Below are 26,661 nucleotides of genomic sequence, written 5' to 3' on the forward strand. Positions count from 1 at the left end.
ATTTTAAGATTCCGCTCTTTTTAACAAGAAAAGCTCAAAATGTTAGCAACGAATACTAACATTTTGAGCTTTGTTTGATTGTTTTGAAGTAGGCACCTGAAAAAAAACAGTATTTTTTTCGCCCAGCCCGCTATTTTTCCGCAAGACTAACCAAGTAAGGCGCTAATGAATAGCCCTAAGGCATAGGTGCCATTGAAAACCATTAAGTTTTTAATGGAATGACGGAAACTTTTCGGCTGCGGCAATTCTTGTTTAAACGTTTGAATATTTTTCCAAATGACAGGCAAAGTAGCAAATGTAATTAACACTGGCCATTGATAAATGCCACTAATGAAGCCGAATAAAATCACCAGATAACCAGCTAGCGCTAACACTTGAAACAGCACAATCCCTGCTGGGCGCCCGATATAATAGACTAATGTATAACGGTGGTTCTCAATATCCGTGTCTAAGTCCCGTAAATTGTTGGCGAGCATGATGTTAGCAATCGAACAGACCAAGGGCAAGGACGCCACGACAATCGCAAGCACCGCCCAGAGATTGCCGTCTAAGCGAAAGGCGCCGCTAGCAAAATCGACCGTTAAGTAAAACGGCGGATTGGTGACGACATTCAAGTAAACGGTTAAGACGAAGATGCCTAAGCCCATCGTGAAGCCACTGAAAATTTCCCCCAAGGGCATGCGGGATAACGGAATCGGTCCATACGTGTAGAAAATCCCGATGAAGCAGCAAATCCCGCCTAATACGAGGAAGAGCCAGCCGGTTTGAACCGTTAAGTACGCACCCACAACGGCAGTGAAGGCAATCATGGCGAAAATCATGTTGCGAACTAGTTGTGGTGAAACCCCTGATTGTCCGATAATGTTTTCTTCATATTTATAGACGTCTGATTTGGCTTTTTTGAAGTCCATGTAATTATTAATGGCGGTGGTGGCCATATCAAAGACCACCATGCCAATGAAGAAAACCAGCGTGTTGCCCCACTGGACTTCCCCAAAATAGGTCATTGAAAACAAGACCCCGATAATAAAGGGAAAGAGACTGGCTAGCTTCGTCTGAATTTCCACTACTTTTAAAAACACATTTAAAGACATTTTTAGTCGCTCCTTATTTCAAATCGGCCCGATTCCCCATCGTATAGCCAGAGTCTTTGCCGATTTCAAAGTTGCCTTCGATATCTTTGCTGATGTAGACTTTGTCGTCTTTTGTGACGAAAATGGCATCGGTTCCTTTCAGACTTTCGACATATTCTAGTCCTTTTTTGACGCCCATTGAGAAGACGGCTGTTGAGAGACCATCACCATCGATGGATTTGTCGGTGATAATGGTGACACCCGCGATGTCGTTATCAAACGGATAGCCAGTTTCACGATCAAAGAGATGGTGGTAGGTTTTGCCATCGACTTTTAAGTAGCGTTCATAAATTCCTGATGTGACTAAGGTTTTGTTGCTTTCTTTGACTTGACCTAAAACAGTGTTGCGGGCTTTATTCGGGTCTTGAATGCCGACTGTCCAGTCCATGTCTTTGCCACGTGGGCTGTGTCCTAAGACGTAAACATTTCCGCCTAAATCGACAATAGCGGTGGTGACGCCGTTGTCTTTGAGGACTTTCACAACTTCGTCGGTGATGAAGCCTTTGGCAATTGCGCCTAAATCCAATTGCATGCCTTTTTCTTCAAGGTAAACGGTTTGCTTTTTGTCGTTGAATTTGACTTTCGTGTAATCGACAAGTTTCAAGGCTTGATCAATTTCGGCTTGGCTTGGTTTGCGGGCATCATCGAAGCCAATGTGCCACATAGAGGTGATTGGGCCAATTGCCATGTCGAAACCACCGCGGGAGTCTTTGCTGTATTCATAGGCTTTTTTCAACAAAGGATACAGGTCATCTGAGACTTTGACCGGTTTCACGCCTGCTTCTTGGTTGATTTCATCAATTTCTGAACCTGGTTGGTTGACCGTGATTTTATCGCCTAGTTCTTTGACGCGGGCAAAGGCTTTCGGTAAGACGTCTTCTTTGCCATCATCGTAGATGCGAATTTGAACGTAGGTACCAAGCATTGTTTGACGGTCAGAGTATGGTTCTGTATTAATTTTCGCTTCTGGTTTTGAGGAACAAGCAGCTGCCACAAACAGCACTGCTAGAACACTCACCATGAGCAGAAGTTTCTTTTTCATAGGATTCCCTCTTCTTTCCTTCTTTAATTAAAAAATAAGTTCTCTTGCATAGTAGCCTTTTTTGGAAAAAATGAAAAGTCTTTCTCTTGGAAATTCACAAATTTCTGTGAAAAAATTTGTGAAATGATGGACAGAACTAGCGAAGAAAAAGGGGCGGGAAAGTCAGCCAACCGACTTTTTCCCAACCCCTCAATGGTGTCAAGTAATTGCTGAAAAGCATTTCAGGAACTACTTCACGATTCATTTATTTCTAATTATTTTGTTACGATGTTGTCAACAACGATTTCAGTTGTGTCGCCTTTTTCAGCAGCGTTCACTAATTGTTGTGCGTAGTTGATGAATGAATGTGTGCTGTGTGTTGCACCAGTTACCACTTCAACACCTGCAGGTGAGCCGTCTTCTTCGCCCATTGCTTTAACAAATTCTTTGTTTAATGTTTCGATATATTCTTTTGGTCCAACGCCAGCAACGTCTTTCATTTTGCTTTCGTATTCAGTGTCATCTTTTTTAGATTTGCCGTCAGCGTTCACGTTATCGTAGTTAGATTCAGTCACTTTACCATCTTTCACAGTCATTGAGAATGTTGTGTGGTAGCCGTTTGAGTCATTTTTTTCTTTCAATGAGTACGTACCATCTTTCAATGTTGCCCCATTGTCGATTTCGATTGTGTCTGTGTTACCAGCTTGTGCTGCTTGGATTAATTGTTGTGCGTAGTTTTGGAATGATTCAGATGAATGAGTCGCACCAGTTACTACTTCCACACCGCTTGCGCTTTGTGCTTTAACAAAAGAATCGTTTAATTGTTTGATGTATTCTTTTGGTCCAACACCAGATTTTGCTTTCATGCTTTCTTCATACTTAGTGTCTTCTGTTTTAGATTTGCCGTCAGCATTGATGTTGTCATATTTAGATTCAGTGATTTTGCCGTCTTTTACAGTCATTTCAAAGACTGCACGGTAACCATTTTTTTCATTTTTTTCTTCTAATTTATACGTACCATCTTTTAAATCGCCACCGGCAACTTTTTTCGCTGGTGCTGATGATTCAGTTGATTTTTTCGTTTCTGAAGATGCTGCGCTAGAAGAGTTCGTTGTGTTGTCTTTCTTGTCTGCGCCACAGCCTGCTAATACTAAACTAAATAATGCAATTGCCGCAAAACCTTTAACAAATTTATTCACTTTCATTGATAGTCACCTTTTCTTTCATGATTTTCACAAACATCAAAAGTTTGTGATACATTACACATTATAATGGTTTTAAAAACGTTGTCAAGACCATCCCCTAAAAATATTTACATTTCGGTCTTTTTTTCATCAAAAACTCATCGTTGGAGTAAATTTGTTGACAATTAAAATTTATATTAGACAAATTCGTGAAATACTTATATAATGTTAGTCGATTGTGTACTTATTAATCATTATCACTATTTTACTACTTACAATATTAAGGAGCGGATTGTCAATGACAAAGCAAAATATTGTCGTTGTAGGTGCTGGGTATGCTGGCGTTTCAGCTACTAAATTTCTAGCAAAGAAATTTAAAAAAGATACGGACGTAACAATCACATTGATTGATCGCCATTCTTACCACACTATGATGACCGAATTGCATGAAGTAGCAGGCGGACGTGTTGAACCAGAAGCAATTCAATACGACTTACAACGTTTGTTCTCACGCAAGAAAAACGTAAAATTGGTAACAGATACTGTTACTGGGATCGACAAAGAAAACAAAGTTGTGAAAACTTTAGCAGGTTCTTATCCATTTGACCAGTTAATTCTGGGTATGGGTGGCGAACCAAACGACTTTGGAACACCAGGCGTGAAAGAAAATGGTTTCACCTTATGGTCATTTGATGATGCAGTGAAAATTCGTCATCACATTGAAGCAACCGTTGCTAAAGCAGCCATCGAACCAGATGCTGAAGTACGCAAAGCAATGTTAACATTCGTTGTCTGTGGTTCTGGTTTTACTGGGATCGAAATGGTCGGCGAATTAATCGACTGGAAAGATCGTTTAGCGAAAGATGCCAAAATTGATCCAGACGAAATTACATTAATGGTTGTTGAAGCAATGCCAACCATCTTAAACATGTTATCTCGTAACGATGCTGCCAAAGCAGAACGTTATCTAGAAAAGAAAAATGTTCAATTATTATTGAACTCACCAATCGTTGAAGTTGCAGCAGATCACATTAAATTAAAAGATGGTTCTGAAGTACCAACGCATACGTTAATCTGGACAGCTGGTGTGAAAGCAACTTCTGATGCCGCTGACTTTGGTTTAGAAGCAGCACGTGGTAGTCGTTTAGTTGCGAATGAATACATGCAAGCAAAAGGCTACGAAGACAAAAACATTTATATCATTGGTGACTTGGTTTATTACGAAGAAACACCAAATACACCAACTCCTCAAATCGTTCAAGCAGCTGAACAAACAGGTCATACTGCAGCTGCCAACATCGTTGCAGATATTAAAGGCGGCGAAAAACACGCCTTTAAAGGAAACTACCAAGGATTCATGGTTTCCATCGGCGCGAAATGGGGCGTTGCCAACTTATTCGATAAAATTCATTTGAGTGGTTTCTTAGCCATCATTATGAAACATATCGTTAACTTGAAATACTTCTTTGATATTCGTTCTGGTTACTACATGTTCCAATACATTATGCACGAAATCTTCCATATTAAAGATGATCGTTCTGTTGCTCGCGGACATACGTCTCGTTACGGCAATGTCTTGTGGAGTGTTCCGCTACGTGTCTTCTATGGTATGGTTTGGTTAGTCGAATCAATGAAGAAAATTGTCGGCAACGGCGATTACTTGAAACCAAGCACTTGGTTTGGTGATGGTTCTTGGTTCACAGATAAAGTCGTTTTCCCATTCCCTTGGTTACAAGAACAAGTAACAACAGGTGCTTCTCAAGCAACTGAAACAGCAACAACTGCTGCAAGTGGTGCGGCGGATGCGGCGGCAAGCGGTGGTGCCGATGCGGCAACACAAGCAGCGCACTTTGGTTTAAGCTACGCTTACGGCGAAACACCAATGCAAGTGTTTGATCACATGCCTAAATGGTTCGAAAGCGTAATGAAATTTATGATGCCAAACCAAGAAGTTGCTTTGTTCATGCAAAAATTCATGACAATCGTTGAAGTATGTATTGCTTTAGCATTGATTGCTGGTTTATTCACTTGGTTATCAAGTGCTGCTACAATTGGTTTAACAATTGCCTTCTGTTTATCTGGCATGTTCTATTGGGTAAATATCTGGTTTATCTTTGTCGCTTTTGCTTTGATGAACGGTTCAGGCCGTGCTGTCGGTTTAGACCGCTGGGTAATTCCATGGATTCAACGCAAACTTGGTAAAGCGTGGTATGGTACCCCGAAAGCTAGATACGGCGGTAAGTAAGCAATCGATAATCGATTGACAACTACGAGCAAAAGCTGAGACACATGTCTCCAGCTGACTATCATAGGATTTAGTATGTGGGACAGCAGTCAAGCATGACTTTTGTCCCACATATTTTCTTTTATATAATATGGTGGCTCAACTGGAAAAGAATACTTCTTTTCCGTTCATTATGTTATGATAGACAAGAAAAAAACACCAAAGGAGAGAGAAGAAAATGACGATCAAAGAATTCATTAAGAAAAGTCGCTTGAAAACATGGGACGTTATTATTATTGCTGTTTTAGTTCTTGGTTCTTTTCTGCCCCTTGTTGTTTTTGCCATGCAAAACCGTGGTCAAGAAGCGGCTACGTATCAAGCAGTCTTGAAAGTAGACAACAAAGTAATCAAAGTCTTTGACTTAAAAAAGGACGGCCCGCATTATACATATAAATACGAAGCAAAAGACGGTGATTACAACCTGATTGAAGTAGATGGTGATCGTATCCGCGTGAAGGAAGCCAACTGTGCTGACTTAGTGGATGTTCGGCGAGGCTGGATTTCCAAACCTGGTGAAACCCCGATTGCCTGTCTACCCCACAATTTGTTTATCACCGTGGAAGCTTCTGATGGGAGTGAAGACGGTAGCTTAATTTATTAAGCACGACAACTATGAGCAAATTACACAAGAATATTTATATTGCTATGCTCGTTGCCCAAGGGGTCATTATTGGTTTAATCGAAAATATGATTCCTTACCCTTTCGCATTTGCTCCTGGGGCAAAGCTCGGTCTAGCAAATTTAATTACCATTATTGCGATTTTCACCATGCGTAAGCGTGATAGTTTTTTCCTGGTCTGTTTACGTTTGATTTTAACGACATTACTGGGCGGCACACTTTCGACCTTTTTCTATAGTGCCAGTGGTGCCTTATTAAGTTATTTCGGCATGTTGCTTGTCAAGCAGCTGGGGCCAAAACGGGTCAGCATTATTGGGATTAGTGCCGTTGGTGGTTTCTTACACAACGTTGGTCAGTTGCTAACGACCTCTTTCTTTGCTCATTCGTGGGCGCCGATGCTGTACTTACCATTTTTATCTCTGTTTGGGTTACTCTCAGGGATTGCCATTGGGATTGCCGCTAATTATTTACTACAACATGTCCAGACGTTACGAAAATTCCAACTGAATTATGAACAAACAACGAAACATAAGTGGAGTCAATTTTTCTAATTGAAAACCTGTCCGCCACAATTAAAGGAGTCATCTTATGAATATACATCCTATGTGGAATACCTATCCTACGTTATCAAAAGAATTAACAACTACTCTTCGCTTGATGGAACAAGCGGTTCAAATCGATAATCAAGAGATTCAAGCTGCTGTCCATGACATGATTCATTCTGGCGGCAAATTGCTACGTCCAGCCTACCAACTGTTGTTCTCTTATTTTGGTGAACAGCGGGACCCTAAAAAGGCGACAGCGTTAGCGGCTTCCATTGAATTACTGCATACCGCCACGTTAGTTCACGACGATATTGTCGACGAAGCCGATACGCGTCGTGGCTTGCCAACATTGCGTTCGCGCTTTGGCAATAGCACAGCCGTGTATACAGGCGATTATCTTTTTGTTTGCTGTTTTAAGCTCTTATCTGATTATTCTTCTTCATTAAAAAGCATTCAATTAAATTCGCGCAGTATGGAAAAAGTCCTGACTGGTGAGCTTGGTCAAATGGACAATCGCTATAATTTCGAGGTAACGATTGACCAATATTTAAAAAACATTTCCGGGAAAACTGCCGAACTGTTTGCGCTAAGTTGTTTTGTCGGTGCCTATGAAAGTGGCACCTCCCAACGTTTTGCTAAACGTTGTGGTGAAATCGGCGAAAATATCGGACTGGCTTTTCAAATTATTGATGATATTTTGGACTATACACAAACTGCCGATGCCATCGGCAAACCCGTCTTAGAAGACGTACGTCAAGGCGTGTATTCTTTGCCCTTGATTTATGCACTTGAAGCCAATCGTGAAGTCTTGTTGCCACTTTTAATGAAAAAAGAAGCCTTGATCGATGAAGAAACACAGGAAATTTATCGTCTTGTCCATGAACTAGGTGGCGTAGAAAAGGCCCAACAATTAGCCACTCATTACACAGAAAAAGCGCTGAAAGAAATCAGCAAACTTCCTGAAACAAAGGCCCAAGCGAAAGAACAATTGTATGAAATTACACAAACGATTTTGACAAGAGAAAATTAAAAAAGCCGCTGGATCCTATTGAGGATTTAGCGGCTAGCTTTTTAGGTGATATCTTGGTATAATAAACACGAAGAGAGCGTACTAGACATACGCTCTCGGGTAGACCGTTTAAGACGGTAGCTTTAATTTATTGGTTAATAAACCCGTCAATCTTCGCTAAAAGTTATGACGGGTTTATTTTTTTTCGTTTTTATTACTGATTTTAACAATTAACGTTGCGAAAGCGATCGCAAGCATCAATGCTTCAAAGACAGTCACTGCTATTCCTTTCTAGGGAAAGAGCAAACAAGCAAAAACATTGGCAGTCTCCCTTTTTTTGAGAAATTGCCACCGTCATAAACTTCCTACTTGTGTAGTATAACACATTTATCCCTTACTGGAATACGCTTACTTTTTTTATTTACTATTCGACTTTTCCGTTTCAACTTGCTATAATAAACACGAAGAGAGCGTACTAGACATACGCTCTCTGGTAGACCGTTTAAGACGGTAGCTGAATTAATTAGAAAATAAACCCGTTAATCCTGGCTAAAGATTATGACGGGTTTATTTTTTGTCGTTTTTATTACTGATTTTGACAATTAACGTTGCGAAAGCAATCGCAAGCATCAATGCTTCAAAGACAGTCACTGCTATTCCTTTGTAGGGAAAAAGCGAACAAGCAAAAACATTGGCAGTCCCCCTTTTTTGAGAAATTGCCACCGTCATAAACTTCCTACTTGTGTAGTATAACACATTTGTACTTTGTTAGAAGGCGCTCTCTTTAAAAAAGTAGGAGCCCCAGAGAGATCTATAAAAAAGGTTTTATTCTGGCGCATCTTCCAGAGACCATCGCAATACTCCACTATACCTTCCGACTGAATCAGAAGGAAAAATCGTCAACTGAAGTTGTTTGGTCAAATTAGCGGTAGCGTTGCCGCTTCCTTGCAAAATAGGTTGGCTATCTGCATTAATTAGAACACGCTGATTCTTCTCACCATAACTTATTCTTTTGTCGAGTAACTCACCGCTTTCGTTCTTTAACGGTTGTTCTTCTTTTACTTTAATTGTCCACCGACTTTTATCAAGTTTGCTTGTATCTTCAATGCGGATTTCTTTATTTGTAATAGAAGAAATCATTGTCTCTGTTGCGGGAATTTCATTCACACCAAAATTGATTGTATCAGGTAAAATGAGCTTGGGCCCAGCTTCTTTTTGAAGAGTCCGACTGTCTTTTTCTGACTCTTGATTGTTCTCATCTTTTATATAAAAGAAAACCTCTCGATTCAACCAATGTTCAGGAAAAGTATACGTAACTTTATCAACAACCGATTCTGGCGCATCTACATATTTTTTTAATTCTTTTTCTTCTGTGCCACACTTCGCTATTAAAGTTATATTGGTTGATGGATCATGAGAAAATGAAAAAGTAACTTCTCGCTGATTTGTAAAACGTGAGACCAATAGCGGATTTTCTTCATCCATCAATTTGAATTGTAATAACTTCTTTTCACGATAACGATGAATAATTGTTTGCTCCTCTGGAAGAAACATTCCTTGATCTTGTTGGGTCTTAATTGGTTCATAGCCAGCTATTTTGGGATACTGATTAGACAAGTCAAAAGGCGTGGTTAAAATCCCTTCTTTTGTGACCGGTTCATGAATAGCATTATCTTGTTCATTTAAAAACACAGCCGTTGCTTTCCCCACATAATTCACACTGGATGTAGCAGTCGTTTCCTCTAAATTTTCTCCATCTAAAAGAGTTCTTGCACTAAACGGCAAGTCTAATTTTCCACTTGAAATGAGCGCCGTATCGACTGGATTTTGAGTCCCTTGCCATTTCAAGTAAACTTTATATTGTAATACGGTATCGTAGAAACGACTATCTGACAGATTTTTTGTCATAATTTGGACATTTTCACCATCTGTTTGGCTAGTAAATAAATCCGTTAAATCTTCTCCTTTAAAGTCTGTAACTAAGACTTTGTCAAATTGATATTGCTTTGTTTGATTTACTTGGTTCAGGTTAACGTTTACAACCATTTGACTAGGTTTTGTCCACTGATCAATATTGGGAATGGTCTGTTGCACATTTAAACAAACAGCCGTCTCTGCATTTTCAAAATAAGTATCCATTGCGTAGGCTGGTGGAAATTCTGGTTTTGCCAAAAAATCCGTAAAGTAAACAATGGATGACGGCGTTGTGTCATTGTTGTGGACTACAAACGTAACAGTAGAAATACTTTTGGTCGTCATTTCAAAACGCTGGCGAGGGTCCCGCCAAGGTACCCCTGCAGTAACGTTTTTTAGATATAACCAATAATCATCGTCTCCGCCATCCCACGTATCGTAAAGAATATGTGTAGGATTTTCCGCATATAAGGCATCAATTATCGTTCCAGGGTTTTTATAGCCAACATATTTGTTTGAATTTAACCCATAGTAATTAAATGCTGTTTTTATCGTTAAGGGCTGACCATCATTATCAACAAAATCATAGGTAACCAGCATTTCGCCTTTAATCGTAATTCCTAAAAAATAGCTTTCAGTAAAACTAATTGATCCTCCATCCAAATTACTTTTATTCCGTTGTAATGTAACTAATAAATTAACTGCTTTTCCTTCATAGAACCCCACATTTTTTACTAATGCTTTACTTTTATTTGTCGTTCGACTAACTGCCATGTAGTTTGAATACACTTCGCCTTCAATTGGTTCGACGGATGTATTTTCGCCGTAATGCATAATAAATGTGTTTGCCGCTGGTGTAATCGATTGATTTGCCCAATGGAAATAGCCCAGTTCTGTTAATGGTCTAGGAGCAGCCTCTACTTTTTCAACTCCTAAAAAGATCCCTCCAACTATCCACAATAAAATCAATAAATAGTTATGTTTTTTCAATTGAGATTACAACCTCCTTACTTTTACTTGTAAAAAATAAAATAAATATTAAATAACAATTGATATTATTTAAAGATCCAAAGACAATTGTAATAGAATTTCTATGCTGTATCTACTCTAAAATATTTCTTAAAAATACCTAAAAAACGAAAGCTTATTTAACAATCGACTTTCCCGTTTCAACTTAGCATAATAAACACGATAAACATGAAGAGGTCAGGACAGAACCAATTAGTTCCGAAGGCGTTGGTTCTGTTTCTGCCGTTTATTAGGTTGCGAACGTTTAAGACGTCATCTTTAATTATAATCAACCTTCGGTAAAAGTTATGACAGGTTTATTTTTTATTACTGATTTTAGCAATAGACTAAATAGACCGACCATCAAAAAAGATGGTCGGTCTATTTAGTCTATTGCTCCGCCTTTACTCCTTCTCCGACAATGCTCGCCAGACATCAAATGTTTGTTTTAAGCCTTGGACATTATGAACACGTAAAATTTCTACGCCTTGTTGTGCTGCATACAAGGAAGCAGCGGCTGAACCAAAATCACGGTTGGCTGGTTCTGGTTCGTTCGTTAAAGCGCCAATGGTTCGTTTGCGAGAAACGCCGTATAGTAACGGATAATCTTGGTAGCGAAAGGCGTTAGGATCTTTTAACAATTGAAGGTTTTCTGCGACAGTTTTATGAAAGCCGATCCCTGGATCGAAACAAATTTTTTCTAAGGAAAGGCCGTATTTTTGGCATTGTTCAATTTTTTCTGTATAAAATTGGTGTAACTCTTCTTTTAAAGAAAGAGATTGGCGTTTTCTAGAATGCATAATCACAACTTGGATTTCAGGATATTGCGCGAGGACTTCTGCCATCCCCGGAGTGTCTAATCCTTTGATGTCATTAATCATTGTGGCGCCAGCTTGGATCGCGGCTTCCGCTACTTCGGGATAGTAGGTGTCCACAGAAATCGGCGCTAGAGAAGTCTCACGTATTTTTTTTATTAACGGTAATACTCGGTCTGCCTCAACTTGTGGAGAAACTTCTTCGTAGCCAGGACGTGTGGATTGGCCGCCAATGTCTAAAATATCGGCCCCCGCTTCTAGTAAATGAAGCGCATGTTGATAGGCCACGTCGACCGTTGTGTAGCTACCGCCATCAGAAAAAGAGTCGGGGGTCGTGTTGACAATCCCCATAATTTGGTAATTCTTTTTTAAATCAATCATTGTCACATTGCTCCTTTATCTGCTGAATCATCTTTCGTAAAGCCCGCATTCTAGGACTTATCTTCATTCGTTCACTCGTGGACAACTCCGCTAAGGTTTTGCCTCGGTCTGGTAAATAAATAATCGGATCAAAACCATAACCGCCTGTACCGCGCGGTTCAACTAATTCACCAGTCAAAGTGGCTTCCGTTTGCAACAGTTTGTCGTCATCGAGTACATAGACCAACGTGGCTGATAAGGTTAACTCGCGAATCGACTGTTGCCCTTCAAATAAGTGCAACAGTTCGCGGTTCTGTTCTTCCGGATTGGCTGAATGGAAAAAGCGGCTTGTATGAATACCTAATAAATCAGGAAAAGCAGTTAACGTTAAGCCGCCATCATCACCTAACACTGGGCGGCCAATTAATTGTTGGAAAAAGCGAGCTTTTAGATAAGCATTTTCAGCATACGTAGTGCCAGTTTCTGCAGGTTGTTCTTGACTGGTTGTATACTTTCGATAAGAGACAAGTTGAATAGCGGGGTCCTTAAGTCCTGATTGCATTTCTTTTAACTTACCTTGGTTATTCGTGCCAACAATGATTTCCATTTTCTAACGTATCTCCATTAAAAATTGATTTTTCCACTCTTGTTCTTTAAATAGTCCGGTAAATTGAAATGTTTTGGTGCTACTTTGTGGTGTTTTCACGCCGCGCATCGTCATACACATATGTTCCGCTTCAATGGCTACTGCAATGCCTTTGACGGGAATATTTTCTTGGAGTTTGCGGGCAATTGTCACTGTTAAATCTTCTTGAACTGTGGGACGTTTGGCACAATGTTCTACTAATCTTGGTAACTTGCTTAGTCCCAATACTTTGCCACCTTCTGGCAGATAAGCGACATGTACTTTTCCATAAAATGGCAATAAATGGTGTTCACACATTGAATAAAAGGCAATATCTTTTACTAAAACCATTTCGCCTTCATTTAAGCTATCAAATAATTTATAATCATCAAATTCAGGTTCGGTTAATCCACTAAAAACTTCTGCATACATTTTAGCTACGCGTTTGGGTGTATCAATGAGTCCTGCCCGTTGAGTATCTTCCCCCACTGCTTCTAAGATTGTGGTAACTGCCTGCTCAATTTGCGCTTGTTTTTCCTGTTCCATCTCTACCATTCCTTTTCGCTTACTCGCACTTCTTCTTGATTGCCACTGCGCTGAATCCACGTAGCTATTGGCGCGCCCAATAGTTGTTCCTCTGCGTAAACATCACTTAAGGGAATCAAAACAAATGACCGTTTTGTTAATTCTTGATGAGGAACTTGTAAGTGGGGCAACGCGACTGACTGTTCCCCTAATAATAAAATATCAATATCAATAATCCGCGGACCCCAGTGAATTAATTTTTTACGTTTCATTACTTGCTCAATCCCTTGGGTAACAGCCAATAACCCTTCAGCGGTATAGCTAGTATCAATTTTCAATACGGCGTTCAAAAAATCATCTTGGTCTGTATAGCCGTAAGGATCCGTTTCATAAAGTTTTGAAGAAGCCACGACCTGAATCTGCGGGTCTTCGTTTAAATAATTGCGGGCTTTCACTAAATTTGCGTACGGATCGCCGACGTTACTACCTAATGCTACATAGCCAATCATCTATACTTCTCGCTCCATTTCAATTTCAATATTGTCAAAAAGGCCGGGCATCGGCACACTATATTTTCTAATTTTAATGATAATTTTGTTCAATTGTTCTTGATAATCTGCGGAAATATCATCTAAAATAGCACTCGCTAAACCTTCGATTAAATCGTACGAGTGATTGTTTACTCGTTGGGCAATCAATTCATTCACTTCGGCATAATTGACGGTTTGGGTGACATCATCTGTTCGCCCTGCCTCGGCTAGCGACAACAGCATTTCAAGGTCGATTTCTACTTGCTGTCCTAGACGTTTTTCTTCTGCCAAAACACCATTTTTTGTGAAAAATTTCAAGTTGTTGATTCTAATTTTATCCATCCTCTAACTCCCTACCCTCTGTTTTGCTAATTTTTTTAATCATAGCATATTTCTTGGAAAAGTCAGTAGTTAAAAGATGGAAAAGTGGTTATTAGTATGATATAAAAAATTACTTTTTATGAATCCAATAGTATAACTTGTGTATTCAAAAAAGAGCGTTGCATCAGCAACGCTCTTTTTCGGGGTTTATTCGCCTTTTATCGCATTGTTACAAATTCTTCTGAGCCTGTTGGATGAATCGCAACAGTATTATCAAAATCTGCTTTGGTCGCGCCCATTTTAATAGCGACTGCAAAGCCTTGTAGCATTTCGTCAACACCGATGCCGATGCCATGCAAACCGACAATTTTTTCTTCTTTGCCGACACAAATTAATTTCATGTCGCATTTTTGACGGTATTCTCCTAAAGCGAAATACATTGGCGTAAAGCTAGAGCGATAGATCTTCACTTGGTCTTCACCATATTCTTCAAGCGCTGCTTTTTCCGTCAAGCCAATTGTCGCAACTGGTGGATGGGTAAAGACCACCGTTGGTACCAAGTTATAATCCAAATATAAATCGGTTTGTCCGTTAAATAAACGTTCAGACAGGCGCCGACCAGCGGCAATCGCGACTGGCGTTAAGTCGATTTTACCAATGACATCGCCGACTGCGTAGATGCCATTTTGCGTGGTATTTTGGAATTTATCTACTTTGACGTAGCCTTTTTCATCAAGGGCTACTTTCGTATTTTCTAAGCCTAATTGATCCGTGTTCGGCTGACGGCCTGTCCCGAAAATCACGGCATCTGTCGTGATTGATTCACCATTTTCAAATGTAATAACGTACTCATTCTGTGCCGTTTTTTCAATTTTAGCTGGTGTTGCATTCGGATGAATTTGCATGCCCATTTCTTGATAGCGTTCTACGACTTTTTCAGAAAGCATGTCATCAAAGCTTCGTAATGGTCGTTCATGACGGAAGGCCCAATGTGTTTCTGCGCCTAAGCCATGTAAGGTTCCTGCTAATTCGGCTGCGATGTAACCTGCACCGACAAAGACCACACGTTTTGGCATTTCTTCTAACGCAAAGAAGCCGTTTGAATCTAAGGCATATTCTTCTCCTGGAATACCTAGTTTTTTCGGACGACCACCTGTCGCGATTAAAATGTGCGGCGCCGTATATTCTGTCCCATTGACTTCAATTGTTTGCTCCCCAGTAAACGTAGCGTAACCATGGATACGTTCAATGTTGTTACTGTCTAAACCACGATTATACGCACCATGTAAGAAGTTGATATATTTTTCACGATTTTCAACTAATTGTTTAAAGCTAAAATTTTTGATTTCAACATCAAACCCGTAGCCTGCTGTGTCTCTTTCCATCATTTCCATCATGCTGCTGGCTTGCCACATGACTTTTTTAGGCACACAACCAACGTTGACACAGGTCCCACCAATTTCGTTGCCCTCAATTAAAAGGACGTTGGCTCCGTGCATTCCTGCGCGGTTAGCAGAAGCAATCCCGCCACTACCGCCACCAATAACAATATAATCATAGGTTTTCATTTATTCTGGCTCCCTTTCAATTTGAACTTTCTCTCTTATTATCGCAAAAAATAGCAAAAAAAGACAGTCGTATTACTTACTTTTGTTTAGTTTTCTGCTGCTTCTGTTTCATGGATTCGTTCCGTAAAAGCACTGGGGGAAAGGAATTCAACCGTAGCATTGTCGAAGGGAATTCCTAGTTATGATTGATTTACTTGGTTCATTTAACTACTTCTTGCTAAAATCTTCTAGAAAAAAAGTTTTTTAATGATACAATTTAATTATTGAAACCTAAAATTATACCACATTTTATCTATATGTCAATTCTTTTGGTTTTCTTTTCAAAAATGACTTTTTCTTTTGAAAAAATCACTCAAAAGCTTGATACCACTCAGTTTTTTTACTTTTGATTTACTTTTGAATTTATTACTAAGGAGGGGACGTATGAATCAATTTATAGAATTAAAAGACGAAATCTTTTCACATCCAAAAGAAAGTTGGCAATTAGAGTACAAAAAATCACAGACTTCTCTTTCCAAAGATATCTGGAGTACATACAGCGCATTTGCAAATACTAAGGGTGGTATAATTATTTTAGGTGTAGAAGAAATACCCAACGGCTATAGAGTTGTTGGCGTTGATAAGCCAGAAATGATCCTTAGGGATTTTTGGAATCTTATTCACGACAAGAAAAAAGTGAGCGCTAATTTATTGAGTAATGAAGATGTTATTACATTAAAAGTTGCTGGAAAATCAATTATACAAATTAAAGTCCCAAAAGCTTCATTTGAAAGAAGACCTATTTATCTAAATGGAAATAAAACGAATACCTACATAAGAACAGATGATGGCGATCGAAAAGCAGATGATAATCAATTTAAATACCTAATTGTCGATTCTCAGAACGATATAGATACTGAGCTACTAAATAATTATACCCTGGACGATTTAAACACAAAAACAATTCAAGAATATAGAGAATTACTTTATAAAAATACTCAGGAGCAAAAATACTTAGATTATTCAGATGAAGAGTTACTTATAAATTTGGGTGTCCTGAAAAAGGATAGAATGAACAGCGATAATGTATATAAATTAACAACTGGCGGACTATTATTTTTCGGAAAATATCATTCAATTACAGACAGGTTTAAAAAGTTTCAATTGGATTATTTTAAGAAAAAAAGTTCATTAGATAGCGATTGGTTAGATAGAGTTTCCACAGGTGATATGAACTATCCAGAGATGAATATTTTCTCTTTTTACACTATTGTCATTGAAAAATTCGCTCTCGCAATTCCTGATACTTTTAGACAATCACAAGATATGACTCGCGGTTCCTATAAATCAGATCTATTATTATCACTAAAAGAAGCTTTGGTAAATGTCTTAATGCATGCGTATTATGATTCAGATCATGTCATTAAGATTGCAGATTACGATGATTATATTGAGTTCTACAATCCAGGAGAAATGAAAGTGTCTAAAGAAGAATTTATTCATGGAAGTTATTCAGTCACTAGAAATCCGATTATTTCAACTTTGTTTAGGAGAGTAGGAATTGCTGAGAAGGCAGGGTCTGGAGGACCTAGAATAATAGATGCAGCGACTAAAAATAGTTTAAAAGCACCTGATATTGATACCTATTTCGATGCAACCACTATCAAAATCTGGAAAATTAATATGAAAGATAGCCTAAAAGGTTATACTGATATTGAACAATTAATTATTTTATACTTGATGGATCACGGACAAGCAAAAATTAAAGATATTCAAAAAAATAGTGGGTACTCTGACTATAAAATTAGAAAAACCGTTACCAGCTTAGTCCAACAAGGTACTTTGTTAAACAAAGGAAATGGGAAATCAACGATTTATATGCTTAACTCAACAGAAGAACTTGGTATAATTGCAAACAAGAGGATTTTAAAACGCATTGAAACTGAATTGACTCGAAAGTAAAGATGAGACTATAGCACAAAAAGGAAACCCTCATATGCCAGAGGATTTCCTTTCTTTTAATACATGTTCCCAACCACTTTTACTCGTAAGCGGGTTGCATTTTCTGGATGATAGGCGAGTGGTGTTTCTTCCACCTCGACTAACTCGATTGTGCCAGGGACTGCACCCGCAAGTTCAGCTTGTTGGACGGCTTTTTCTTGGGCATCGGCCAACGCCGCGTCTCGTTGGATTTTTGAATAGACATAAATTTGTTCGTATTGTCCGCTAATCTGAGCGATAGAGGCACCGATGGCATTCGCCACTGCCCCGTTTTCGTTGCGAATTAGCACTTTAACACCTGTCAATTCTTCGGGGATGATAATACTTCCACCACCAACTAAAACGACCGTCACGTCTGCAGAACTGGTTTTCATGCGATCAATCGCTTCACTGACCAATTCGCCAATTTTTTGGTACACTTTTTCCGCAAACGCTTGGTCTAAATGAGCCACTTTGCTAGGATCACCGACTTGGGCATGGCCTAAGCGAACCGCAATATCAGTGGTCGTTAATTGTGTGCCGCCAAAAACAAGGGCCTCTTGTGTAATACGGTAGCCGACACTATCGGGGCCAACTGTCACAGAACCATCTGGTTGTTCACGCACTAGACTGCCGCCGCCGACACCAATTGACACGATATCTGGCATTCTAAAATTGGTCCGTACCCCGCCAACATCAACGGCCAGTGAAGATTCTCTTGGAAAGCCATCCACTAACACGCCAATGTCTGACGTTGTGCCACCAACATCTAAAACAACTGCATCTTTCAAGCCGGCTAAGTAAGAAGCCCCACGAATACTATTTGTTGGTCCACAAGCAATGGTTAAAATAGGAAACTGTTTGGCATACGTTAACGACATTAACGTACCATCATTTTGACATAAGTACACTTGGGCGTGATGAATTTTTTCTTGTTCTAAGGCTTGTTCAAAGCCTTCGCTGGTCACTTTAATTACTTTGTGCAACGCAGCATTCAAAATTGTCGCATTTTCCCGTTCAATTAAACCGACAGATCCAATCATTGAGGAGCAAGATACAGGAACATCTGCCCCTAACACTTCCTTCGCAAGTGCTTGAACAAACAATTCTTGGTCATTTTTTAAAGAAGAAAAAACGCCAATTACTGCGATTGCCTCTACTTCTCCTCGCCAAGAGGCCAAAATCCCACGTAATTCTTCTTCGTCCAGTGCAGTCAATGGTTGTCCATCATATTCGTAGCCGCCATGTGCTAAAGCATACGTTTCTGAAAGAGTGGCCACTAAATCCTTGGGCCAAGCTGTGTAAGGCAAGACCGAAGCGGTTGCTGGATAGCCCAAACGAAGGACCCCAACTTTTGCTAATTTTTTTCGCTCAACAATGGCATTCGTACATTGGGTCGTGCCCAACATTGCATGTGTGACTTTGGTTGGGTCCACTGCTGATTCTGCCAAGACTTTATTTAAGGCACCGGCAATCCCTGTTTGAATATCATCGGTTGTTGGAACTTTCACTGAATGAATCAAGTTTAATTGATGATCTAAAATAACAGCATCTGTATTTGTGCCGCCGACATCGATACCGATTTTATACATTTATTTGTCCTCCTTCGCTACTAAGTTTTCTAGTGGTTGATAATCCATTTCGTAGCCAAAATACCGAGGACCCACTGTTTCGATACCTTTTTTCGTTCGCCAAGCGGCATTCGCTTTCAAACCCATTACTTGGACACGTTTGCCGTATTTCAAGCTTTCTGTTGTCACAGGCGTTAAAGTTTCTAAATCTACCATACAAATCAAATCAGGCGTCATCGCAATCACCTGACCATCTTTCTCGGCAATTAAATTTTCATTTTGAAAATGGACAACTGCTTCTGAACCAGCATCACTGTTTAAGCCACTCAATTTGACACGTCCCAAATTGAAGCCACCTTTTACTTCTCGTTCTACATCTAGAATTTTTCCTTGGAACAATTCAAAGCCATCCGTAACTTCTACTAATGCTTGGCGTTTTTCTTGTTCATCTGCATAGGTACCTCGAATCACTTTGCCAATTTCTTCTGATAATGTCACGATGTTGTGAATACCATAGTCTTGTAATTGTTTGCCTGTCGCGGGATAAATGCTCACTAAAGCACTGGCGCCCATTTCAACCGTTTGAACACGAGCAAGACGTTCTGTCCAAGTATTATCAATCGTTTCCATAATGCCAATATTTCCTTTTTCATCGGTAATTGCCATAGGGGTCGCTGACATCCCATTCAAATGGAACGTTACCATAGGCAATTCTGGAAAGGCCCGACCCATACCATCACAATCCACCAAGGGAATGCCTAGCTTCGCTGCAACAACAATTGGAATCATTGAATTGACGCCCCCAGCTTCCATTGGAAAGGTTCCCGCAATCGTTTCTTGGTCTAAATATTTTCCTAACTTCTCAAAGACACGGACGAATTCGTCGCCTTTGGGAAATTTTTCAATTGCGACAGATGGGGCACCCATCATTGCGGCAGGTAGGAAAAAATCCTCCGCAGCAATTTCTTCTGGAGAAACCAGTTTGACAGGTCCGTTTTCTTCGATGGCGGACAAAGCCATCATTTTACCAATGTAGGGATCACCGCCACCTCCTGTCCCTAAAAAAGCTGCTCCTGTGGCTATATTCTCAATTGCTTCTGCATCTAAATAACGCATTCTCCGACACTCCTCTTCTTCATTCCATTTCTAATGATTCGGTGTTCGTCTGTTGACGTTTTGCACCGAAATAATAAATAACAAACGATAAAACAATGCCAATTAGCGGTTGGTTAGGCAATTGAGGGGCATTGGGAAAGAAACTCATAATCACCGGAATGCCCCCCACTGCAGCACCAATTAGCCATGAAAAAACACCTAATTTATTCACGCCAGGCATTGGCTGCCATTTGGTTCGATCGCCTTTGTTAATCAACCAATAGGCAGCAATCATTACACCAGCCACTGGTGGAACCATCGCAGAAAGGACAGACATAATCGGTGTAAAGTAATTTAAAATCCCCACAACTGCTAATAAGGTTCCAATGGCGCCGGCCGCACCGACAGCGACTTTTTCTTTTTCTTTTGGAATATCAAAGACATTAATCAAGGCCAGTCCGCCAGAAAAAGCATTCACGGCATTCGTGGTCCAAGTTGCTAAAATTAGCGCAATAATTCCTAAAACTGGAAAACCGAGATTCATAAAAACTTCCGTGATATCTGCGGTGTTCGATGCAATGGTCAAGACCGCACCAACGCCAATCATCAACAAGCCTGTCGGTAAAATCCCTAAGGTGGCCGCTTTGACCACATCTTTACGAGAAGAAACATATTGAGAGTAATCTCCGGCAATTACTGCGCCTAATGCAAAAGAACCGACAGTCATTGAAAGACCTGACATAAAGCTTCCTGCTGTTTGAGGTGTATATTGACTAACAGCTTCCCAACCGTTGTTTCTTAACGAAGCCACCAAGCCATAAAGACAAACCAGAACTAACACAGGAACCGCAAAATAATTCAGAATTTTCAATATTTTTATGCCATAAAGAGCCGAAATAAGCATGATAACTCCCCAGATTAAGGAAGAAAACGACACAGGTAAATCAATGCCGTAAATTTTTAAAAAGTTCGTGAAGGCGCCGCCGCTGACATTGGCTTGCAAACCAAACCAACCTAAGCAAGCAATCGCTAGAATAATGGAAATAATCTTTTGCGAACCTTGAATGCCAAACACTTGAGAAGCGACTTTGACAGAAGGTTCTTGTAAGTCGGAACTTTGAATTCCTTGTAAAATCATTAAAATAACAATAATACCGTAACCAATAAATCCTGTTAACAAAGCTTCCCATAAAGGCATGCCTGCAACTAACGTTCCTCCAATAATTAATCCTGGCACGCTAATCATTGCGCCCGCCCAAACAAATGCTAAGCTAAGCCACGATTGTTGTTGCTCGTTTTTTAATTTCATTCTCATTCCTCCTTAATTATTTTTCAATTATAACGAAAAATCAGTCATAGGTCTTTTTCAAATTGAAAAAAATATCGAGGAAGTTTTGGCTTAAAATAAAAAAGCAGACAAATCGGCTACTGCCGATTGTCTGCTTTTTTCATTCATTCGTGACCAAGCGATATAAGATCATCGCCAAATAGACTTCATAGGCTTCGGCGGCGTTAGTCATATCATAGCCGAGCGCTTCATTAATTTTACTGATACGATATTTGACCGTATTTTTATGAACAAATAGGCGTTCGCCGCATTCTTTAAAATCACTACTTGCATCTAGTAAAAACGTCCCTAATGTCATTAACTGCTCTGATTCTTTTAAGAGAGGTTGGATAACTGCTAAGCGTTGTTGGATTGCTTCTTCTCCTGCTTGGAGACACGTCATCATTTGTTGAACTGTACGAATTTCCGCGATTGATAACACTTTTCTTTGTGGATAGACGCGCTTTAAAAACGGCGCGACTTGATTAGCGGTTTGGTAGCTGACACGCACTTCAGTCGTGTTACGAACTTTCGGACAAAGGATGATTTCACCTAAATAGTCCTGATAGTCTGTGGCTTGCAAGTATTCTTTACTAATCGTGGCTTCAGGCTGTTTGTGTAAATAATTACCTAAGAGAACAATCAGGTAATTTTCTGTTTGCTGGACAATCGTTGTTTGGTAATAGTAACGTAGGAAATCTTTCAAATCTTGCTGAATAGCGTGGATTTCTTGTCCTTGTTGCCAAATAGGCAAAAGCCACATCGTTTCGACAGAAGAAATATCAATCATTAATTTTTTGGCTAATTGGTACATCTTATCACTTTCATCGTTAATGATTGCTTGGACTAAGGCATACTCACTGACTTCGTCATAGTTTTTCCCCCATAAATTCAGAGCCATCTGAACGACTTCCACCGCTTGATTCATCTCAAAAGAGGTTAACTGCTCTTCTTCTCGAATGAAGTAAAGCTTCAATGTTTGTCCATCTTTCTGAGGAAGTTTTTGCGAGGTAATGAAGTAGGTCGTTTCTCCCAGCGCTACTTTCTCTTGTGATTGATAAAGTAACTTGGTTAAGGGTAATTTCGTGCTTCGCGGCCAATTGATGGTGCTGATGATTTCATTGGTATAGGTGGTTAACGCAATATTGACTTTTAAAAAATCGGATAGGATTTTCAAGGTCATTTCCACACTGCGGTTTTGTTCAGGCAAAAGGGAAACTTTTTCCAAGAGGTCCGTTGCAAAAGAAGCCATTTTATTTTTATTGACTAACAATTTCATGACTTCATAAATGACTTCGTTGTAGCGTAATGTGGGATCATTTTTAGGCATTTGGATTAAAATGAAACCTAAAGAATCCGCTAATTGAATCACTTCCTCTGCAACTTTCGGTACGATAATCCCAACGTAGTACAAGATTAGGCCTACTTCGCCTAATTCATGGAGATGCCGAATCGTTTCGCATTGCTTCACCACATCATGACGAATGGCACAAAATGAACCAATCAAAATTTCGCCAGCATGGTATTCATTTGTTTTGTGAAGTTTTTCCGAAAACAAAGACATATCAGAGACTTCTAAAAAAGAAAGAGAAGCAACAGATGTGTCCAATTGGTTTTTACCAGAAAGTACCGTTGCTTCTCGCAAAGACGGTAATTTTAATAAATCATTCACGCGGACACTCATATTTACTCCTCCTTTTGGCTGGTTTATTTTTTCTTACGAATCATATCGCCGACTGCAACAGGTTGGGTCACTTCCATCGTTAATAACATCATGGGATTAGGTGCCCGATCGATCGCTTCACCGTCTTCATTATACATCTCTTTAACGGTTTGGTGGAAATGGGTAAACCCGGGACCATAAAATTCAATTTCATCGCCGACACTGAAAAGGTTCCGTTGACGAATTGTCGCGACTTGCGTCTTTTCGTTGTACGCAATCACTTCGCCAACAAATTTATATTGTGGAATTTTACGACGTTCGCCGAATAATTGTTCATTTTCACTTGGTGTATTGTAATAAAATCCAGTTGCTAATTCACGTTGTGCTACTTTCCATAATTCATCAATCCACTCTTGTTGGCAGACATAGTTTTCAGGGTCTTCCATGTAAGAATCGACGGCTTTTTTATACACATTAGCGACTGTCGAAACATAGTGAATGGATTTCATGCGGCCTTCAATTTTAAAACTATCGACACCATTTTCAATTAATTCTGGAATATGTTCAATCATAGACATATCTACGGCGCTCATTGAAAACTCTTCTTCAACTTCCCCTTCGCTGGTTTTGCTCCGACGTTCTGTCCCAAAAGGCATATCAAATAACTCGTATTTCCAACGACAAGATTGTGAGCAACCGCCACGATTGGCATCCCGCATCGACATATGGTTGGATAAAGTACAACGTCCTGAATATGAAATACACATTGCTCCATGAATAAAGGCTTCAATCTCAATGTCCGTATTTTCACGAATCGCTGCAACTTCCTCCATTGAAACTTCGCGCGCTAATACCACACGTTCTAAGCCTTCATTTTTCCAAAATTCTAATGTTTCATAGTTGGTTGCTGAAGCTTGTGTCGATAAATGGATGGGTAAACCTGGTGCTTCTGTCGCACAAATTTCGATTAAAGCTGGATCGGAAACAATCACAGCTGAAATTCCGATGTCTCGCAATTCTCTGAAAAACGCTCCTGCCCCTTCCTGGTTTCCTTCATGAGTGACCATATTGGCAGCGACATAAACTTTCGCATTATGTTCGCGGGCAAAGGCTACGCCTTCCGCCATTTCTTCTGGCGTGAAATTTCCTGCGCGGCTACGCAGACCGTAGGCATTCCCTCCGATATAAACGGCATCGGCACCGTAACGAATTGCGACTTTTAGTTTTTCTAGCGTCCCGGCTGGAGCCAACACCTCGGGACGCTTCAATGTTCGTTCTGTCATTACTTTCATGTTCTTCTTCCCCTTAAATGAATCAATTTATTTTATTGCATCGGCACTTAAATCAAAGAAACCATTGTCTAAGCCACGACCTGTTGGATGTAATTTTTCAATTTCAGCTGTTGCATGAGCTGCTTGATCTTCTGACCAAGTTCCCGCTTCAAGTGCTGCTTTCGCTTCAGCAAATAAGCGAGCAATCGCGACAAAATTTTCACCTGGTGTGTAAAGGCCATCGAGCTTCCATGTGCGATAGTGATGGTCATACAAGTTTGTTAACTCATTCATCAAGTTCACATCGTTATTGGCAAAAATATGCGTACCATGACTATCTTCATAAATGGAATAGTGGGTTTCTGGTTTTTTGGGTTCAGAAATAAACAGCCCTTCGTCTTTCGTAACCCCTTTGTCGTTCTTTGTGTAATTGTAGTAATTTTGAATTAATGGGCGTTTCGATTGATGAATACAGGTCGCCCCATAGACAAGAATTTCAGCTGGAACTGCTAAGTTTTCTTCCATTGCGACCATTTCTTCAAAAGGTACTTCCCGAGCTAGGACAGCTCCGATGGCTCCTCGTTTACTCCAAAAATTGATTTGACGTGAGCTCGTTACTAAGGTTTCACCATCATAAACGTAAGGAATTTCTAATCCATCTCGTTGCATAATAAACACAATACCTGGATCACCCAAAGTAATTTTATCGACGTTGATTTCTTTTAAAAATGTCAGATACTCTGGGACTAATTTCATTTTTTCAGGGTGCATAATGCCATTTACTGCAACTAGCACTTGTTTGCCCATTTCATGTGCACGTTTCACAATCTCGCGTTGTTCATCTCGTGTAAAAGATACGGGCAAACGCAACCCGAATGTTTCTTCTCCAATATATAATGTATCCACACCTGTTGCGAGTAATTCTACAGCCTGCTCAACAGATTCTGCAGTTGCAATCAGTTCAATCATAAATATAGCCTCCTTCTTTATGACCGTTTAATAGTATCATACGTTCACAAACTTTAAAAGAGCCTATCTGTATTAAACGTACATTTTTCACAATGTTTCCGAAAAAATTTTGGTAGAGAAGCGCCATCCGCTTACCTACCAAATGCTCTTTTTTTAATTACTGGTCATCTGTTCTTTGGTCACTCGTTCAAGTGATATTTTCGTTCATAAAACGTTACTACAACGGTGAATAGCCACGCTGCCGCTAAGCCTAACAAGCTGCCTAAAACAATCCCCAAAAAGCGGAATTGAATCAACGTTATCACGTACTGCTGACGAACGAGCAATGAAAGCATCAGAGCCATAGGCGTTGTGAAAAATTGCGCCAATCCATAATTACGACGAATAAAATACTCAACGGTCACAAATAAGATTGTAATCACGACAATCGATTCAAAAGTTGTCAAAGCTAAATTAAGCAGAAAAGCGGAAATAACCAAACCAATCGTTGTGCCAAAAATTCGCTGAATATTTCGCTGCTTAATCGCACGTAAATTGTCTCCTTGTAAAATGGATGCACAGGAAACGACTAACCAATACGGATTCTGTAAATGTAAACTTTCGCTGATATATACAGCAAAAAATAAGACAAAGCTATAATATATGCTATCTAATGGCGCTTCTGGATGCCGATAAATTCGTTCCCGTAATGATCGCTTAGCTAGCGGGGCACTGATTTCCTTCTCTGTAAAATGCAACACTAGTGCAAACAAAATAGAAAAGCCAATACCTAATAACATACAGCCACTCATGAACGGAATTTTTGCTAACGGAATACTCGTACTGGCACCCATCGCTGTCACCATCACACCAAAGAAGGCCCCTGGTTTTGAAATATCGTAGACTTCAAAGAAAAAGCGGCCACCAAAACCGACCAGGGCAACAACAATGGGAATAAGCCATGCAATATGGGTCGATAACATGCCTAACAAATTTCCTAAAAAAAGGTAACTGCCGACCACAGATAAACGAGTCATTAACTGTTTTAATGGTAGCGGCTGATAATATAAAAAAGTAAAAATACCTAACGAGCCAAAGCTTGAAATCAATAATTGATGATTGATATAGCCCAAAAAAAGAATGCTGAACATAACCAAGCCAGCAAACACTAGTCGAAAAGGATTATCCTTTGGACGCTGATAATGTAGTAATTCTCGAAAAAAAGATTGTTCCATTCCATCACCCCTCCTTATTAACGTAGCACAGAAAAATCAATCTGGCAATTCTCAAAAAGAAATCGCCACTGGAAAATAGAAAAGCCTGGCATAAAAACCCTAAATGGTTTTTGTACCAGACTTCGCATCTC

General features: G+C 39.8%; 23 protein-coding genes. 5 read left to right on the forward strand and 18 right to left on the reverse strand.

Annotated features, from left to right (window positions below):
• Window positions 1-146: 146 nt before the first annotated feature.
• From menA to pplA, 3 genes are all read right to left on the reverse strand, one after another.
• Window positions 147-1,094, reverse strand: coding sequence for a 1,4-dihydroxy-2-naphthoate polyprenyltransferase (menA, locus tag IGL23_RS13190; RefSeq protein WP_010821964.1), 948 nt, complete (start codon window positions 1,092-1,094; stop codon window positions 147-149).
• Between the two features lie 13 nt (window positions 1,095-1,107).
• Window positions 1,108-2,175, reverse strand: a complete 1,068-nt coding sequence (locus IGL23_RS13195) for an FAD:protein FMN transferase (protein WP_033594840.1) — start codon at window positions 2,173-2,175, stop codon at window positions 1,108-1,110.
• A 254-nt stretch (window positions 2,176-2,429) separates the two neighbouring features.
• Complete coding sequence (gene pplA / locus IGL23_RS13200; RefSeq protein ID WP_002368513.1) at window positions 2,430-3,359, reverse strand: extracellular electron transfer flavoprotein PplA; 930 nt, start codon at window positions 3,357-3,359, stop codon at window positions 2,430-2,432.
• Between the two features lie 277 nt (window positions 3,360-3,636).
• Here pplA and IGL23_RS13205 point away from each other — a divergent pair, with 277 nt between their 5' ends.
• From IGL23_RS13205 to IGL23_RS13220, 4 genes are all read left to right on the forward strand, one after another.
• Complete coding sequence (locus IGL23_RS13205) at window positions 3,637-5,583, forward strand: NAD(P)/FAD-dependent oxidoreductase (protein WP_002354747.1); 1,947 nt, start codon at window positions 3,637-3,639, stop codon at window positions 5,581-5,583.
• 217 nt (window positions 5,584-5,800) lie between these two features.
• Window positions 5,801-6,223, forward strand: a complete 423-nt coding sequence (locus IGL23_RS13210; protein WP_002358956.1) for a NusG domain II-containing protein — start codon at window positions 5,801-5,803, stop codon at window positions 6,221-6,223.
• Window positions 6,224-6,234: 11 nt separating this feature from the next.
• Window positions 6,235-6,792 (forward strand): Gx transporter family protein, encoded by a 558-nt coding sequence (locus tag IGL23_RS13215; protein ID WP_002354743.1) that lies wholly within the window; start codon window positions 6,235-6,237, stop codon window positions 6,790-6,792.
• 37 nt (window positions 6,793-6,829) lie between these two features.
• The gene (locus IGL23_RS13220) at window positions 6,830-7,816 is read left to right on the forward strand and encodes a polyprenyl synthetase family protein (RefSeq protein WP_033594842.1); all 987 of its coding nucleotides are present in this window, start codon (window positions 6,830-6,832) and stop codon (window positions 7,814-7,816) included.
• A 546-nt stretch (window positions 7,817-8,362) separates the two neighbouring features.
• On the opposite strand, the gene IGL23_RS13225 is transcribed toward IGL23_RS13220, so the two are convergent.
• The 8 genes from IGL23_RS13225 to gor form a co-directional block, all read right to left on the reverse strand.
• The gene (locus IGL23_RS13225) at window positions 8,363-8,524 is read right to left on the reverse strand and encodes a hypothetical protein (protein ID WP_162531340.1); all 162 of its coding nucleotides are present in this window, start codon (window positions 8,522-8,524) and stop codon (window positions 8,363-8,365) included.
• A 96-nt stretch (window positions 8,525-8,620) separates the two neighbouring features.
• Complete coding sequence (locus IGL23_RS13230; protein WP_080279877.1) at window positions 8,621-10,669, reverse strand: hypothetical protein; 2,049 nt, start codon at window positions 10,667-10,669, stop codon at window positions 8,621-8,623.
• Between the two features lie 452 nt (window positions 10,670-11,121).
• Window positions 11,122-11,913, reverse strand: a complete 792-nt coding sequence (folP, locus tag IGL23_RS13235) for a dihydropteroate synthase (RefSeq protein ID WP_002386219.1) — start codon at window positions 11,911-11,913, stop codon at window positions 11,122-11,124.
• Window positions 11,906-12,499 carry a non-canonical purine NTP pyrophosphatase gene (locus IGL23_RS13240; RefSeq protein WP_002386218.1) on the reverse strand — a complete coding sequence of 198 codons (594 nt, stop codon included), beginning with the start codon at window positions 12,497-12,499 and terminating at the stop codon, window positions 11,906-11,908. The genes folP and IGL23_RS13240 overlap by 8 nt, the downstream gene beginning before the upstream one ends.
• Window positions 12,500-12,502: 3 nt before the next feature.
• Window positions 12,503-13,072, reverse strand: a complete 570-nt coding sequence (gene folE / locus IGL23_RS13245) for a GTP cyclohydrolase I FolE (RefSeq protein ID WP_002383148.1) — start codon at window positions 13,070-13,072, stop codon at window positions 12,503-12,505.
• Window positions 13,066-13,551 (reverse strand): 2-amino-4-hydroxy-6-hydroxymethyldihydropteridine diphosphokinase, encoded by a 486-nt coding sequence (folK, locus tag IGL23_RS13250; RefSeq protein ID WP_033594848.1) that lies wholly within the window; start codon window positions 13,549-13,551, stop codon window positions 13,066-13,068. The genes folE and folK overlap by 7 nt, the downstream gene beginning before the upstream one ends.
• Window positions 13,552-13,914, reverse strand: coding sequence for a dihydroneopterin aldolase (gene folB / locus IGL23_RS13255; RefSeq protein ID WP_033594850.1), 363 nt, complete (start codon window positions 13,912-13,914; stop codon window positions 13,552-13,554).
• A 197-nt stretch (window positions 13,915-14,111) separates the two neighbouring features.
• Window positions 14,112-15,461: a glutathione-disulfide reductase gene (gene gor / locus IGL23_RS13260; protein WP_033594852.1), complete on the reverse strand. Its 1,350-nt coding sequence runs from the start codon at window positions 15,459-15,461 to the stop codon at window positions 14,112-14,114.
• 423 nt (window positions 15,462-15,884) lie between these two features.
• Here gor and IGL23_RS13265 point away from each other — a divergent pair, with 423 nt between their 5' ends.
• Window positions 15,885-17,402, forward strand: a complete 1,518-nt coding sequence (locus tag IGL23_RS13265) for an RNA-binding domain-containing protein (protein ID WP_002386215.1) — start codon at window positions 15,885-15,887, stop codon at window positions 17,400-17,402.
• Window positions 17,403-17,458: 56 nt separating this feature from the next.
• Here the strand turns inward: IGL23_RS13265 and IGL23_RS13270 are convergent, their stop codons facing one another.
• From IGL23_RS13270 to IGL23_RS13300, 7 genes are all read right to left on the reverse strand, one after another.
• Window positions 17,459-19,012, reverse strand: coding sequence for a hydantoinase/oxoprolinase N-terminal domain-containing protein (locus IGL23_RS13270; protein ID WP_010821972.1), 1,554 nt, complete (start codon window positions 19,010-19,012; stop codon window positions 17,459-17,461).
• Entirely contained in the window at window positions 19,013-20,107 is a 1,095-nt protein-coding gene (locus IGL23_RS13275) for a DUF917 domain-containing protein (RefSeq protein ID WP_002354727.1), read from the reverse strand.
• Between the two features lie 19 nt (window positions 20,108-20,126).
• Window positions 20,127-21,401 (reverse strand): cytosine permease, encoded by a 1,275-nt coding sequence (locus IGL23_RS13280; protein ID WP_161634303.1) that lies wholly within the window; start codon window positions 21,399-21,401, stop codon window positions 20,127-20,129.
• A 133-nt stretch (window positions 21,402-21,534) separates the two neighbouring features.
• Window positions 21,535-23,097 carry a PucR family transcriptional regulator gene (locus IGL23_RS13285; RefSeq protein ID WP_002354724.1) on the reverse strand — a complete coding sequence of 521 codons (1,563 nt, stop codon included), beginning with the start codon at window positions 23,095-23,097 and terminating at the stop codon, window positions 21,535-21,537.
• 23 nt (window positions 23,098-23,120) lie between these two features.
• A complete protein-coding gene (locus IGL23_RS13290) occupies window positions 23,121-24,368 on the reverse strand; it encodes a peptidase U32 family protein (RefSeq protein ID WP_002368523.1) in 1,248 nt (415 codons plus the stop codon).
• A gap of 27 nt (window positions 24,369-24,395) precedes the next feature.
• Entirely contained in the window at window positions 24,396-25,316 is a 921-nt protein-coding gene (locus tag IGL23_RS13295) for a peptidase U32 family protein (RefSeq protein WP_002354722.1), read from the reverse strand.
• 179 nt (window positions 25,317-25,495) lie between these two features.
• Entirely contained in the window at window positions 25,496-26,530 is a 1,035-nt protein-coding gene (locus IGL23_RS13300; protein ID WP_002354721.1) for an FUSC family protein, read from the reverse strand.
• Window positions 26,531-26,661 lie beyond the last annotated feature (131 nt).

The organism is Enterococcus sp. MSG3299, assembly GCF_050555765.1.
GTDB classification, from domain to species: Bacteria; Bacillota; Bacilli; order Lactobacillales; family Enterococcaceae; genus Enterococcus; species Enterococcus faecalis.